Source organism: Kineococcus vitellinus (genome assembly GCF_009906315.1).
In the GTDB taxonomy this organism is placed as follows: domain Bacteria; phylum Actinomycetota; class Actinomycetes; order Actinomycetales; family Kineococcaceae; genus Kineococcus; species Kineococcus vitellinus.
In genome coordinates this window covers 1-12787 of the sequence record NZ_JAAALL010000117.1, presented here as the reverse complement: position 1 = coordinate 12787, position 12787 = coordinate 1, and the positions used below count along the sequence as shown (strand labels likewise).

The following is a 12787-nucleotide window of genomic DNA, read 5'->3' as shown; positions in this document are numbered from 1 at the left end:
GCCGGGGGCTGCCCGGCCCGCCGGGCAGCCCCCGGCGGAGCCCTCCGAGGGCTTCGCGGGCGAGCCCGACGGGTTCGGGCGGCTGTGGACGCCGCACCGGCTCGCCTACATCAAGGGCGACAGGAAGCCCGCCGACCCCCACGACCCGGACGCGTGCCCCTTCTGCCGCGCCCCGCGCGGCTCGGACGCCGAGGGGCTGCTCGTGCACCGCGGCGAGCACGTGTTCGCGGTGCTCAACCTCTTCCCGTACAACCCCGGCCACCTCATGGTGTGCCCCTACCGGCACGTGTCCGCCTACGTCGACCTCCAGCCCGACGAGCTGGCCGAGTTCACCGCCTTCACCCGCGCCGCCGTCTTCACGCTGCGCGCGGCCTCGGCCCCGGCGGGCTTCAACATCGGCATGAACCAGGGCGCCGTCGCCGGCGCGGGCATCGCCGCGCACCTGCACCAGCACGTCGTGCCCCGCTGGGAGGGCGACGCGAACTTCCTGCCCGTCGTCGGCCGCACCAAGGCGATGCCGGAGCTGCTGGAGGACACCCGCGCCCGGCTGGCCGCGGCCTGGACGACCGGGCCCGGCTAGCGCCGCAGCGCCGGCACCCGGCCACGCAGCCGGGGCAGCCGGGGCAACACCCGCTCCAGCGGCACGAACGCCAGCAGGCACACGACGGTCGGCAGGAAGTGGATGCCGAGCGTCAGGTACGTGCCGAGGTGGAACAGCCCCCAGAACACCAGCGCCGCCGCCAGCGCCCGCCCCCGCAGCCACAGCAGCACCGGGCTCGCGAACTCCGCCAGCAGCACCAGGTGCTGCAGGAGCACCGCCAGGTGCGGCACCGACAGCAGCAGCCGGCTGAACCCGCCGCCGCGGCGCGAGGCCGCCCACGCGAGGACCGCGCCGCCCGCCCAGTCCCACCCGCCGAAGCGCACCTTGGCCAGCGCGGCCAGGAAGTACGTGCAGACCGCCGCCACCTGCACGCAGCGCAGCGCCCACCCGGCCGCCTCGCTGCGCGCGCCCTCCGCGCGCTCCCCGCCGCCCCCGCGGGCCGCGCCGACCGTCGGCAGCACGCACAGCGCCACCAGCAGCGCGAGGTGGTCGTGGTCGACCTTCGAGTAGCCGAAGGCGTTGCCCAGCCAGTACAGGTACGCGGCGGCGCAGACCGCGCCCGCCAGCCGGGGCAGGCGACCGGCCGCCACGACGAGCGCGCTCGCCGTCAGCACCCCCAGCGCCAGGTGCGTCACCGGCGGCGCCGGGGCGGGCACGTGCAGCAGCCGGAAGAGCAGCAGCGGCCGGTACAGCTCGGCGGGCACGTCCCCGTGCGCCAGCGGCCACGCGGTGATGCGCCAGGCGTCGAGGACCACGAACAGGTGCAGCAGCGTGCGCAGCAGCGCCACCCGCCGCAGCGGCAGCGCCGGGAACCACCACGAGCGCCACGCCGCGCCGGCGCGGGCGCCCGCGCTCACCGGCAGCAGCCCATCGGGTGCGCCGGGTCCGGCACCGTCCAGGTGGCCAGCCGCTCGGTGCGGGTGCCCGTGACGCTGCCGGCGCGCAGCCCGCTGACGTCCTGCACCAGGTCCAGGCGCGCGTAGCGGGCCTCGTCCGGGTGGCGGCGCGCGTGGGCGGCCGCGATCGCCTCCAGCAGCGAGGGGTCGGCCACGAAGCGGCCCAGCTGCCCCTCCACCTCCGCGCGGCGCAGCCCCACCCCGCCCGGGGACAGCCGCACCACCACCTCGGCGCCCTCGACCGTGAGCGCGCGCACGTGCGTGGAGCGGACCTCGCCGTCCAGGTCGACGGCGAAGGCGTACTGCGACATCGGCGCGAAGGGCCAGCGGTCGTCGTTCCCGCGCAGCGTGCCGTCCACGAGCAGGGCCAGCGCGGTCAGGGCCAGCGCGGTGCGCCACCAGCGCGCGGGGGCCGACAGGCGGAGCACAGCGCGACCCTAGGCGAGGGCGCGCCCCCGCCGGGCCGCGCCCGCGTCGACGCGCCGTCGGGACGCGTGGCCGCGCGGGCGGCGCCGACGGCTACCCTGAGGCGTCCCGGGTCCCCGACGAACGACGAGACGATGCTCAACAGGTACGCGCGCGCGGTGATCACCAAGGTCCTCGCCCCCGTGGCGCACCTGCTGCTGCGGATGGGGCTCACGCCCGACGCGGTCACGTTCGCCGGCACCCTCGGCGTCGTCGCCAGCGCCCTCGTGCTCTACCCGACGGGCCACCTGTTCTGGGGCTCGATCGCGGTGACCTTCTTCGTCTTCTCCGACACCCTCGACGGGATCATGGCCCGGGCGACGGGCCGCTCGGGCAAGTGGGGCGCCTACCTGGACTCCACCCTGGACCGCTTCGGCGACAGCGCCGTCTTCGGCGGCCTGGCCGTCTGGTTCGCGCGCGGCGGCCCGGACGGCGGCGACGACCCCCTCACCGCCGGCCTGGCGCTGCTGTGCCTGGTCCTGGGCAGCATCGTCTCCTACGCCAAGGCCCGCGCCGAGGGGCTCGGGTTCACGGCGGACGTCGGCATCGCGGAGCGCTCTGACCGGCTGGTGGCCGTGCTGGTCGGGGCCACCTTCACCGGTCTGGGGGTGCCGCTGGTCTTCCTGCAGGTGGTCCTCGGGCTGCTCGCCGCGGCAAGCCTCGTGACCGTCGTGCAGCGCATGACCACGGTGCGCCGGCAGGCCCTCGCGGCCGCGGCCGCCGCCGACGCGTGAGCCGAGCCCGCGACGCCCTCGTCGGCGCCGGGTTCCGGCTCGGCTGGCGCCTGGCCGCGGTCGTGCCCGAGGGGCCGGCGGACGCGCTGGTCGAGCACCTGGCCGACCGCGTCGCCGCGCGCGGCGGCCCCCGGGTGCGGCAGCTGCGCGCCAACCTGCGCCGGGCGCGGCCCGCGGCCGGCCCGGCGGAGCTGGACGCGCTCGTGCGCGCGGGGCTGCGCAGCTACGCCCGCTACTGGCTGGACGCCTTCCGGCTGCCGGCCCTGACGCGCGAGCGCATCGTCGCCACCGTGCGCTTCGAGGGCGGTGAGGAGCTGCGCGCGGCGCTGGCCGAGGGCCGTGGCGCCGTCGGCTTCCTCGGCCACCTCGGCGACTGGGACCACGCCGCCGCGTGGTCGAGCACCGAGCTCGCGCCCGTGGTGACCGTCGCCGAGCGGCTGCGCCCCGAGGGCGTCTACCGGCAGTTCGTGCGCTTCCGGCGCTCGTTGGGGGTGGAGGTGCTGCCGCTGGGCGACCCCACCACCTTCCGCACGCTGCTGCGCCGGGTGCGCGAGGGCGCCCTCGTCCCGCTGCTGGCCGACCGCGACCTGTCCGCCAGCGGCGTGGAGGTCGACTTCCTCGGCGAGCGGGTCCGCATGGCCACCGGCCCCGCCGCGCTCGCGCTGGCCGGCGGTGCGCCGCTGTTCCCCTTCGTCCTGCACCACGAGGTGCGCGCCGGGGTGCGCGAGCTCGTCGTGCGGGTCGGGCCGCGGGTGCGGGTGCCGCCCGCCGAGCCCGGCCGCAGCGCCCGCGAGCAGCGGCGGGCGGCCGTCGCGGCCATGACCCAGGAGTGCGCCGACGTGCTGGCCGCCGCGGTGCGCGCCCACCCCGAGGAGTGGCACGTCCTGCAGCCGGTGTTCGCGGCCGACCTCGCGCCGCGGGCCCGCACCGCCGCGGGGGGAGGGGCGTGAGGATCGGCGTCGTCTGCCCGTACTCCTTCGACGTGCCCGGCGGCGTGCAGTTCCACGTGCGCGACCTCGCCGAGCACCTGCTCGGCCTCGGCCACCACGTGCGCGTGCTGGCCCCCGCCGACGACGAGGGCGCGCTGCCGGCGTTCGCCGATCCCGGCGGCAGCGTCGTCGCGGTGCCCTACAACGGCTCCGTGGCGCGGTTGTCCTTCGGCCCGGTGACCGCGGCCCGGGTGCGGCGCTGGCTGGCCGAGGGCCGCTTCGACGTCGTGCACGTGCACGAGCCGCTGGCGCCGAGCACCTCGCTGCTGGCGCTGTGGGCCGCGCAGGGCCCCGTCGTGGCCACCTTCCACACCGCCAACCTGCGCTCGCGGGCCATGCAGGCCGCCTACCCGCTGCTGCGCCCGAGCCTGGAGAAGATCGCCGCCCGGATCGCGGTCAGCGAGGACGCCCGGCGCACCGTCGTCGAGCACGTCGGCGGCGACGCGGTCGTCGTGCCCAACGGCGTGTTCACCGACGCCTTCGCGCGGGCACCGCGGCGGCCGGCGTGGAGCGGGACGTCCGAGCGGCCGGTCGTCGCGTTCGTCGGCCGCCTCGACGAGCCCCGCAAGGGGCTGCCGCTGCTGTGCGAGGTCGTCCCGCTGGTGCGCGCCGTCCTCCCGGGCGCCCGCTTCCTCGTCGCCGGCCGCGGTGACGTGGACGCGGCCCGGGCGCTGCTGGACGACCCCTCGGCGGTGGAGTTCCTCGGCGCGGTCGACGACCGGGCCAAGGAGTCGCTGCTGGCCGGCGCCGACGTCTACCTCGCCCCGCACACCGGCGGTGAGAGCTTCGGCATCGTCCTGGTGGAGGCGCTGGCCGCGGGGGCGGCGGTCGTGGCCAGCGACCTCGGCGCCTTCCGCCGCGTCCTCGAGGACGGCCGGGTCGGCCGGCTGTTCCCCACCGGGGACGCCCGGGCCGCCGCGGACGCCGTCCTCGCGCTGCTCGCCGACCCCGCCGAGCGGGCCCGGCTGTCGGCGGCCGGGCAGGTCGCCGCCCGCCGCTACGACTGGTCGGTGGTGGCGGCCGAGGTGCTCGCCGTCTACGAGACGGTGCGCGCCGGCGAGGCGGCCCGCCCGGCGGCGGCCCGGCGCAGGACGCCGCCGTGAGCGCCGTCGCCTGGGCGCTGACCGGTCTGCTCGTGCTCTGCGCGCTGGCCTGGTACCTGTCCGCGACGGCCCAGCGCGTCGACCGGCTGCACCGGCGGGTGGAGACCAGCCGGGCCGCGCTGGACGCCGAGCTCACCCGCCGGGCGTCGGCGGCGCTGGAGTACGCCACGTCGGGCGAGCTGGACCCGGCCTCCTCGCTGCTGCTCGCCGACGCCGCCACCGCCAGCCTCGACGCCCCGCGCACCCCGCCCGCGCTGCGCGACGCCACCGACACCGACGACGCGGAGCGCTGGCGGGTGGAGAGCGACCTGTCCCGGGCGCTCGCGGCCGCCCTGCCCGAGCGCGACGGGCCGGGGCTGGTGCGGGTGGCCGACGCCGCGCACCGGGTGCGGCTGGCCCGGCGCTTCCACAACGACGCCGTCGTGCAGACCCGGCGGCTGCGGGCCAAGCGCCTGGTGCGCTGGGCGCGGCTGGCCGGGCACGCGCGGCTGCCGGAGACGGCGGACTTCGAGGACGGCGGCGACGGCTGAGGGTGGCGGGCGCTCGTACACTGCGCGTGCCCCACAACCCCCACACGAAGCCGAGGCGGACGTCACGTGAGCACCGAGAGCACCGAGCAGGCCACCGGGACCCCCGCCGGGCCCGTGGTCGGCACCGCCCGCGTCAAGCGCGGCATGGCCGAGATGCTCAAGGGCGGCGTGATCATGGACGTGGTCACCGCCGAGCAGGCCAGGATCGCCGCCGACGCCGGCGCCGTGGCCGTCATGGCGCTGGAGCGGGTGCCCGCCGACATCCGCGCCCAGGGCGGCGTCTCGCGGATGAGCGACCCGGACGTGATCGACTCGATCGTCTCCGCGGTGTCCATCCCGGTCATGGCCAAGGCCCGCATCGGCCACTTCGTCGAGGCGCAGGTCCTGCAGTCGCTGGGCGTGGACTACGTCGACGAGTCGGAGGTCCTCACCCCCGCCGACTACGCCCACCACATCGACAAGCACGCCTTCACCGTGCCTTTCGTGTGCGGGGCCACCAACCTCGGCGAGGCCCTGCGCCGCATCACCGAGGGTGCGGCGATGATCCGCTCCAAGGGCGAGGCCGGCACCGGCGACGTCTCCAACGCGGTCACGCACGTGCGCACCATCCGCGCCGAGGTCAACCGGCTGCGCTCGATGAGCCCCGACGAGCTCTACGTGGCCGCCAAGGAGATGGCCGCCCCCTACGACCTCGTGCGCGAGGTCGCGGAGACGGGCAAGCTGCCCACCGTCCTGTTCACCGCCGGCGGCATCGCCACCCCCGCCGACGCGGCGATGATGATGCAGCTCGGCGCCGACGGCGTCTTCGTCGGCTCGGGCATCTTCAAGTCCGGCAACCCCGCTCAGCGCGCCGAGGCCATCGTCAAGGCCACGACGTTCTTCGACGACCCCGACGTCATCGCCAAGGTCTCCCGCGGGCTGGGCGAGGCCATGGTGGGCCTGAACGTGGAGGCGATCCCCGAGCCGCACCGCCTGGCCCAGCGCGGCTGGTGAACCGCCGCCGGTGAGCACCGACCCGCTCGGCCCGGAGTGGGGCCGCGGGCCCGACGGCCTGCGCACCCGCAGCGCCTCCCGCGTCGTCGTGCTCGACGGCGCGGGACGGGTGCTGCTGCTGCGCGGGTCGGACCCGGCGCAGCCCGGCACCGACTGGTGGTTCACCGTCGGCGGCGGCCGCGCGCCCGGCGAGGACGCCCGGGCGGCGGCCGTCCGCGAGCTGGGCGAGGAGACCGGCCTCGTCGTCGACCCCGCGCTGCTCGACGGGCCGGTGTGGGTGCGCAGCGCGGAGTTCGACTTCCTCGGGCAGAGGTGCCGCCAGGAGGAGCTCTTCTTCGTCCACCGGGTGCGGGACGGCTTCGCCGTGGACGACGCCGGCTGGACCGACCTCGAGCGGACCTCGGTGAGCGGGTGGCGCTGGTGGGTGCCTGGGGACCTCGCGGTCGCGGGCGTCGCGTTCTACCCCCCGGACCTCGTGCCGCTCCTCGCGCAGCTGCCGCCGCGGTGGGTGGGGGACCCCCGGCCCATCGGCTGACCCCGCCCGCCTACGCTGCCGCGGTGACCAGCGCGACCCCCGCCGCCCGGCGGCCCACGATCGGCGTGCTCGCCCTGCAGGGCGACGTCCGCGAGCACGTGGCCGCCCTCGAGGCCGGCGGGGCCCGCGCGGTGACCGTGCGCCGCCGCGGCGAGCTGGACGCGGTCGACGGCCTGGTGCTGCCGGGCGGGGAGTCGACCACCATCGACCGCCTGCTGCGGGTCTTCGAGCTGCGCGAGGCCCTGCGCGAGCGCATCGCCGGCGGGCTGCCCGTCTACGGCTCCTGCGCCGGGATGATCCTGCTCGCCGACCGCGTCCTCGACGGCGCCGCCGGCCAGCAGACCCTCGGCGGGCTGGACGTCACCGTGCGCCGCAACGCATTCGGCCGCCAGGTCGACAGCTGGGAGGAGGACCTCCCGCTGGAGGAGGTGACCGGCGGGGGCCCGCCCGTGCTGGGGGTCTTCATCCGCGCGCCCTGGGTGGAGGAGGCCGGTGCGGGCGTGCAGGTGCTCGCCCGGCTGGGCGCGGGACCGGCCGCGGGTAGGATCGTGGCGGTGCGGCAGGGCGCTCTGGTGGCCACGTCGTTCCACCCGGAGATCACCGGGGACCACCGGGTGCACCGCTACTTCGTGGGCGTGGTCCGCGACGCGGCGGCGCGGACGGCGGCCTGAGGCCCCGCCCGGCGCGGGCACCGCAGCACCGACGAGCACCGACGAGCACCGACAAGCACAGACAGCGAGCGAACGGCGGAGGGAAGCAGATGTCCGGCCACTCCAAGTGGGCGACGACCAAGCACAAGAAGGCCGTGGTCGACGCCAAGCGCGCCAAGAGCTTCGCTCGGCTCATCAAGAACATCGAGGTGGCCGCCCGCACCGGCGGCGGCGACCCCGCGGGCAACCCGACGCTCTACGACGCCATCCAGAAGGCGAAGAAGACCTCGGTGCCGGCCGACAACATCGAGCGCGCGGTCAAGCGCGGCTCCGGTGCGGAGGCCGGCGGCGCCGACTGGCAGACGATCATGTACGAGGGCTACGGCCCCAACGGCGTGGCGCTGCTCATCGAGTGCCTCACCGACAACAAGAACCGCGCGGCCATGGAGGTCCGCACGGCGATGACCCGCAACGGCGGCTCGATGGCCGACCCGGGCAGCGTGGCGTACATGTTCAGCCGCAAGGGCGTCGTCGTCATCGGCAAGGAGGGCACCGACCTCACCGAGGACGACGTGCTGTCCGCCGTCCTCGAGGCGGGCGCCGAGGAGGTCACCGACCAGGGCGACACCTTCGAGGTCGTCTGCGAGCCGACCGACCTGGTGGCCGTGCGCGAGGCGCTGCAGGCCGCGGGCATCGACTACGACTCCGCCGACGCCGGCTTCGTGCCCAGCGTCCAGGTGCCGCTGGACGCCGACGGCGCCGCGAAGGTCTTCCGCCTCGTCGACGCGCTCGACGACTGCGACGACGTGCAGAACGTCTTCGCCAACCACGACGTGTCCGACGACGTGCTGGCGGCCCTCGAGGACGCCTGAGCGCACCCCGCGCCCCTGTCGGCGCGCCCGCCCCGGCCCCCGCGAGCGCCACGTGCGATCGTGGGGGTCGTGCGCGTGCTGGCGGTCGACCCCGGTCTCACCCGGTGCGGGGTGGGGGTGGTCGACGCCGTGCGCACCGGCCGGCGGGCCTCGATGGTCGCCGTCGGCGTCGTGCGCACCCCGGCCACCGACCCCGTGCAGGCGCGGCTGCTGGCCATCAGCGAGGGCCTGGAGCAGTGGCTGGACCTGCACCGCCCCGACGTCGTCGCGGTCGAGCGGGTCTTCGCCCAGTCCAACGTGCGCTCGGTGATGGGCACCGCCCAGGCCGCCGGCCTGGTCCTGGTGGCCGCGGCCCGGCGCGGGCTGCCCGTCGCCATGCACACCCCCAGCGAGGTCAAGGCGGCCGTCACCGGCTCGGGCACGGCCGACAAGGCGCAGGTCACCGCGATGGTGACCCGCATCCTGGGGCTGGACGCCCCGCCGCGGCCCGCCGACGCCGCCGACGCGCTCGCGCTGGCGCTGTGCCACCTGTGGCGCGGCGGGGCCAGCTCGCGGCTGGAGGCGGCCGCGCACGCCGCGCTCGTCACCGGCCGCCGCAACGGCTACGCCGAGGCGGCCCGCGCCGCGCGCGGCACCGCCCCCGTCCGCCGCTGACCCGCCGACCCGTCGCCCACCCCGCCGCCGACCCGCCGCGGGCGGCGGGGTCGGCGGCGGGGGTGCTCAGGACAGGTGCTCGCGCAGGAAGCCCGTGGTGCGCTCCCAGGCCAGCTCCGCGCTCTCGCGGCGGTAGTTGGGCCGCTCGTCGTTGTAGAAGGCGTGCGGGGCGGGGTAGACGTGCATCGTCACCTCGGCCCCGGCCTGCTCGCGGATGCGCGCCTCCGTGGCCCGCACCGCCTCCAGCGGCACCGAGGTGTCCTCGGCGCCGAAGTGGCCGAGCACGGCCGCGCGCAGGCCGGTGAAGTCGGTGTCCGGACCCGGCACGCCGTACCAGGGCACCGCCGCTCCGATGCGCCCGCCCTGCTGCGCGGCGAGGGCGAGGACGAAGGCGCCGCCCATGCAGAAGCCCACCGCCCCGACGGTCGAGGACGTCGTCGCCGGCAGGGACAGCAGGTGGTCCACGGCGCCGGCGAGGTCGCGGGCGGCGCGCTCGGGCGGCAGCTCGGCGAGGAAGCGCGCGGCCTCCGCGGAGTCGTGCGTGGTGCGCCCGCCGTACAGGTCGGGGGCGAGGGCGACGAAGCCCTCGTCGGCGAAGCGGTCGACGACGGCGACGACGTGGTCGGTCAGCCCCCACCACTCCTGGATGACGACGACGCCCGGGCCGCTGCCGGAGGCGGGCACGCGCAGGTAGCCGTGCCCGTGGCCGGTCTCGGTGTCGGCGTCGAAGGTGACGTTCTGGCGGGGGTTCTCGTGCTGCTCGTGGCTCACGGGCGGCACTCTGCACCCCGGCCCCGGCGGCGCGCCTGGCGGGTCGTGTCGGAGCCCCTGGCTAGCCTCGGCTCGTACAGGTGTTCGGCGAGGAGGGACGGGGACGGGTGATCGCGTCGGTGCGCGGGCAGGTGCTCGCGGTGCGGCTGGACTCCGCTGTCGTGGAGGTGGGGGGAGTGGGGATGCTCGTGCAGGCGGCCCCGGCCACGCTCGCCGGGCTGCGGGTCGGCGAGGAGGCGCTGCTGCACACCTCCCTGGTGGTCCGCGAGGACTCCCTGACGCTGTTCGGCTTCTCCGAGGCCGACGAGCGCGAGGTCTTCGAGGTCGTGCAGACCGTCTCCGGCGTCGGGCCGCGGCTGGCGCTGGCGATGCTCGCCGTCCACCGCCCCGACGGGCTGCGCGCCGCCGTGGCCGCCGAGGACCACGCGGCGCTGGTGCGGGTGCCGGGCATCGGCAAGAAGGGCGCCCAGCGCATCTGCCTGGAGCTCGGCGACCGGCTCGGCCCGCCCCTGGGGGCCGGTTCGAGCGCCCCCGTCGAGCAGGCGCCGGCCGGGGACGTGCGCCGCCAGCAGGTCGTCGACGCGCTCGTCGGGCTCGGCTACCCCGCCAAGCAGGCCGGGGACGCCGTCGACGTCGTCACCGGGGACGCCTCCGCGGACGACCCGGCGGGCGCTCCCGCGCACGACGGGGCGGGCGCCGCCCCCGCCCCTCTCGACGTGGCCGCGACGCTGCGCGCGGCCCTGCGCCACCTGTCGGGGCGCTGATGGGCGAGCGGCTGGTGACCTCGGGCGCCGACGAGCACGAGCGCGCCGCCGAGTCGGCGCTGCGCCCGCACGGGCTGGACGAGTTCGTCGGCCAGAAGGTCGTGCGCGAGCAGCTGTCGCTGGTGCTGGACGCGGCCAAGGCGCGCAAGGCGCCCAGCGACCACGTCCTCTTCTCCGGCCCCCCCGGCCTGGGCAAGACGACGCTGGCGATGATCGTGGCCTCCGAGATGGGCGCGCCGCTGCGCCAGTCCAGCGGCCCGGCCATCCAGCACGCCGGCGACCTGGCCGCGGTGCTGAGTTCGCTGGACGAGGGGGAGGTGCTCTTCCTCGACGAGATCCACCGCATGGCCCGGCCGGCGGAGGAGATGCTCTACATGGCCATGGAGGACTACCGGGTCGACGTCGTCGTCGGCAAGGGGCCCGGTGCGACGGCCATCCCGCTGGAGCTGCCGAAGTTCACCCTCGTCGGGGCGACCACCCGCGCCGGGCTGCTGCCGGCGCCGCTGCGCGACCGCTTCGGCTTCACCGGCTACCTGGACTACTACAGCCCCGAGGAGCTCGTGCAGGTGCTGCGCCGCAGCGCCTCCCTGCTGGGGGTGCAGCTGACCGCCGAGGGTGCTGCCGAGATCGGCGGCCGTTCGCGCGGCACGCCGCGCATCGCCAACCGGCTGCTGCGGCGGGTGCGCGACTGGGCGCAGGTGCGCGGCTCGGGGATCGTCGACCGCCACGCGGCCCGCGCCGCCCTGCAGGTCTACGAGGTGGACGAGCTGGGCCTGGACCGCCTGGACAAGGCGGTGCTCGACGCGCTGTGCCGCCGCTTCGGCGGTGGGCCCGTGGGCCTGTCCACGCTCGCGGTGGTCGTGGGGGAGGAGGCCGAGACCGTCGAGACGGTCGCCGAGCCGTTCCTCGTGCGCGAGGGCCTGCTGGGGCGCACGCCGCGCGGGCGGATCGCGCTGCCGGCCACGTGGGCGCACCTGGGGCTGACCCCGCCGCGCGACGCGCCGGTGGGCGGGAGCTGGCAGGCGCCCGCCGACGAGGACGCACCGGCCGACGACGAGGCCTGAGCCGGCGGTGCCGGAGGAGGCCCGGGCCGGGCGCGCCGCCGCCGCCCGCAGCGCTGGGCCGGGTGGGTGACCCGTCTAGACTCCCCGGGCAGGTCGTGCCCGGTGCGGCCCCGCGCGGAACCGCGCGGGCGCCTCCGCCGTTGCCCGGCCGTGCCGGCACCAGGCCGGCGCAGGCGCCGGTGAGCCGTCGTTCCCGCCGGCGCGGAGAGGGATTGTCGTGGGTGGTGGCAGCAGCCAGCTGGTCTTCCTGCTGATCATGGTCGCCCTGCTGGTCTTCATGTTCAGCCGGACGAACAAGCAGCGCAAGGCGCAGCAGGAGATGCAGAGCAACGTGGGTCCGGGCGCCGAGGTCATGACGACCTCCGGCATGTTCGGCACGGTCGTCGAGGTGGACGGGGACGTGGTGGTCCTCGAGATCGCCCCCGGCCTGCACACGCGGTGGACCCGCCGGGCCGTCGCCCGCGTCGTCCCCGCCGTGGACGCTCCCGCCGCCTCGGCGCCGTCGGCGCAGGAGCAGGCGCCCGGGGGCCTGAACCTCGCCAAGCCGGAGGAGACCCCGCGCGACGACGACGCTCCCGGCGGTGCCACTCGGGCACAGTGATTACTGATAAGACAGCAGTCGTCCACGAGCAGTGACAAGCTTGCGCTGACCGGGTGAACATCCGTCACCCGGTGAGCGCCGTCCCGAGGTTCTGAGTGTCCAACGACAGGTCCCTGCCCCCCGGCGGGCCCCCCCGCGTGCGCCGCGGCGCACCGATCCGCCGACCCCACCCGGGCCGCACCCTCGTGGTGCTGGTCCTCGTCGTCCTCGCGCTCTTCGGAGCGGTGGCGGCCGGCTCGATCTGGAGCACGGCCCGCTGGACACCGGGCCTCGCGCTCGACCTCGAGGGCGGCACCCAGGTGGTGCTGACCCCGCGCTCCACCGAGGGGGCCGAGGTGCCGCCGGAGCAGGTGCAGCGCGCCGCCGACATCATCCGCCAGCGCGTCGACGCCACCGGCCTGGCCGAGGCGGAGGTGCAGGTCCAGGGCGGGCGCAACATCTCGGTGTCCATCCCGGGCAGGGCCACCCGCGAGCAGCTGGACCTCATCTCCTCCTCGGCGCAGCTGCGCATGCGCGTGGTGCTCTACGCCGAGGACGTCGCCCCGTCGGCCTCGGCGTAGAGCAC

At 76.6% G+C, this 12787-nt stretch carries 17 protein-coding genes; 14 read left to right on the top strand and 3 right to left on the bottom strand.

The features are described from left to right. The coding region (locus GTQ99_RS11930; protein WP_338074939.1) for an HIT family protein at positions 1-580 on the top strand (580 nt) is incomplete at its 5' end. Here the strand turns inward: GTQ99_RS11930 and GTQ99_RS11925 are convergent. Together GTQ99_RS11925 and GTQ99_RS11920 are read right to left on the bottom strand one after the other, a co-directional pair. Beyond that, positions 577-1458, bottom strand: a complete 882-nt coding sequence (locus tag GTQ99_RS11925) for an HTTM domain-containing protein (protein WP_166615952.1) — start codon at positions 1456-1458, stop codon at positions 577-579. The genes GTQ99_RS11930 and GTQ99_RS11925 overlap by 4 nt on opposite strands. Continuing rightward, a complete protein-coding gene (locus tag GTQ99_RS11920; RefSeq protein WP_166615951.1) occupies positions 1455-1925 on the bottom strand; it encodes a hypothetical protein in 471 nt (156 codons plus the stop codon). The genes GTQ99_RS11925 and GTQ99_RS11920 overlap by 4 nt, the downstream gene beginning before the upstream one ends. 132 nt (positions 1926-2057) lie before the next feature. On the opposite strand from GTQ99_RS11920, the gene pgsA reads away from it, so the two are divergent. From pgsA to ruvC, 9 genes are all read left to right on the top strand, one after another. Beyond that, the gene (gene pgsA, locus GTQ99_RS11915) at positions 2058-2696 is read left to right on the top strand and encodes a phosphatidylinositol phosphate synthase (protein WP_166615950.1); all 639 of its coding nucleotides are present in this window, start codon (positions 2058-2060) and stop codon (positions 2694-2696) included. Further along, the gene (locus GTQ99_RS11910; RefSeq protein WP_166615949.1) at positions 2693-3646 is read left to right on the top strand and encodes a phosphatidylinositol mannoside acyltransferase; all 954 of its coding nucleotides are present in this window, start codon (positions 2693-2695) and stop codon (positions 3644-3646) included. Before pgsA ends, GTQ99_RS11910 begins: the two co-directional genes overlap by 4 nt. Then, a complete protein-coding gene (locus tag GTQ99_RS11905) occupies positions 3643-4788 on the top strand; it encodes a glycosyltransferase (protein WP_166615948.1) in 1146 nt (381 codons plus the stop codon). The genes GTQ99_RS11910 and GTQ99_RS11905 overlap by 4 nt, the downstream gene beginning before the upstream one ends. Beyond that, positions 4785-5318 carry a hypothetical protein gene (locus tag GTQ99_RS11900; protein WP_166615947.1) on the top strand — a complete coding sequence of 178 codons (534 nt, stop codon included), beginning with the start codon at positions 4785-4787 and terminating at the stop codon, positions 5316-5318. Before GTQ99_RS11905 ends, GTQ99_RS11900 begins: the two co-directional genes overlap by 4 nt. A gap of 66 nt (positions 5319-5384) precedes the next feature. Further along, positions 5385-6311 carry a pyridoxal 5'-phosphate synthase lyase subunit PdxS gene (gene pdxS, locus GTQ99_RS11895; protein WP_166615946.1) on the top strand — a complete coding sequence of 309 codons (927 nt, stop codon included), beginning with the start codon at positions 5385-5387 and terminating at the stop codon, positions 6309-6311. Between the two features lie 10 nt (positions 6312-6321). Continuing rightward, entirely contained in the window at positions 6322-6846 is a 525-nt protein-coding gene (locus GTQ99_RS11890; protein WP_166615945.1) for an NUDIX domain-containing protein, read from the top strand. A 23-nt stretch (positions 6847-6869) separates the two neighbouring features. Beyond that, positions 6870-7517: a pyridoxal 5'-phosphate synthase glutaminase subunit PdxT gene (pdxT, locus tag GTQ99_RS11885; RefSeq protein WP_338074938.1), complete on the top strand. Its 648-nt coding sequence runs from the start codon at positions 6870-6872 to the stop codon at positions 7515-7517. A gap of 89 nt (positions 7518-7606) precedes the next feature. Next, positions 7607-8368, top strand: coding sequence for a YebC/PmpR family DNA-binding transcriptional regulator (locus GTQ99_RS11880; protein ID WP_166615944.1), 762 nt, complete (start codon positions 7607-7609; stop codon positions 8366-8368). A 69-nt stretch (positions 8369-8437) separates the two neighbouring features. Beyond that, a complete protein-coding gene (gene ruvC / locus GTQ99_RS11875; protein WP_166615943.1) occupies positions 8438-9022 on the top strand; it encodes a crossover junction endodeoxyribonuclease RuvC in 585 nt (194 codons plus the stop codon). A gap of 66 nt (positions 9023-9088) precedes the next feature. On the opposite strand, the gene GTQ99_RS11870 is transcribed toward ruvC, so the two are convergent. Beyond that, on the bottom strand, positions 9089-9793 hold the full coding sequence (locus tag GTQ99_RS11870; RefSeq protein WP_338074937.1) for a dienelactone hydrolase family protein: 705 nt from the start codon (positions 9791-9793) through the stop codon (positions 9089-9091). 107 nt (positions 9794-9900) lie between these two features. On the opposite strand from GTQ99_RS11870, the gene ruvA reads away from it, so the two are divergent. From ruvA to GTQ99_RS11850, 4 genes are all read left to right on the top strand, one after another. After that, positions 9901-10557: a Holliday junction branch migration protein RuvA gene (gene ruvA / locus GTQ99_RS11865; RefSeq protein WP_166615941.1), complete on the top strand. Its 657-nt coding sequence runs from the start codon at positions 9901-9903 to the stop codon at positions 10555-10557. Further along, the gene (gene ruvB, locus GTQ99_RS11860; protein ID WP_166615940.1) at positions 10557-11621 is read left to right on the top strand and encodes a Holliday junction branch migration DNA helicase RuvB; all 1065 of its coding nucleotides are present in this window, start codon (positions 10557-10559) and stop codon (positions 11619-11621) included. The genes ruvA and ruvB overlap by 1 nt, the downstream gene beginning before the upstream one ends. A 217-nt stretch (positions 11622-11838) precedes the next feature. Continuing rightward, positions 11839-12222, top strand: a complete 384-nt coding sequence (gene yajC / locus GTQ99_RS11855) for a preprotein translocase subunit YajC (protein WP_166615939.1) — start codon at positions 11839-11841, stop codon at positions 12220-12222. Between the two features lie 95 nt (positions 12223-12317). Next, complete coding sequence (locus GTQ99_RS11850; RefSeq protein ID WP_166615938.1) at positions 12318-12782, top strand: preprotein translocase subunit SecD family protein; 465 nt, start codon at positions 12318-12320, stop codon at positions 12780-12782. The last annotated feature ends 5 nt before the right edge of the window (positions 12783-12787 follow it).

What these genes read in the sequence shown, in the direction of transcription:
- ruvB (WP_166615940.1), top strand. Translation starts at nt 10,557, where the DNA reads ATGGGCGAGCGGCTGGTGACCTCGGGCGCCGACGAGCACGAGCGCGCC.
- pgsA (WP_166615950.1), top strand. Translation starts at nt 2,058, where the DNA reads ATGCTCAACAGGTACGCGCGCGCGGTGATCACCAAGGTCCTCGCCCCC.
- GTQ99_RS11880 (WP_166615944.1), top strand. Translation starts at nt 7,607, where the DNA reads ATGTCCGGCCACTCCAAGTGGGCGACGACCAAGCACAAGAAGGCCGTG.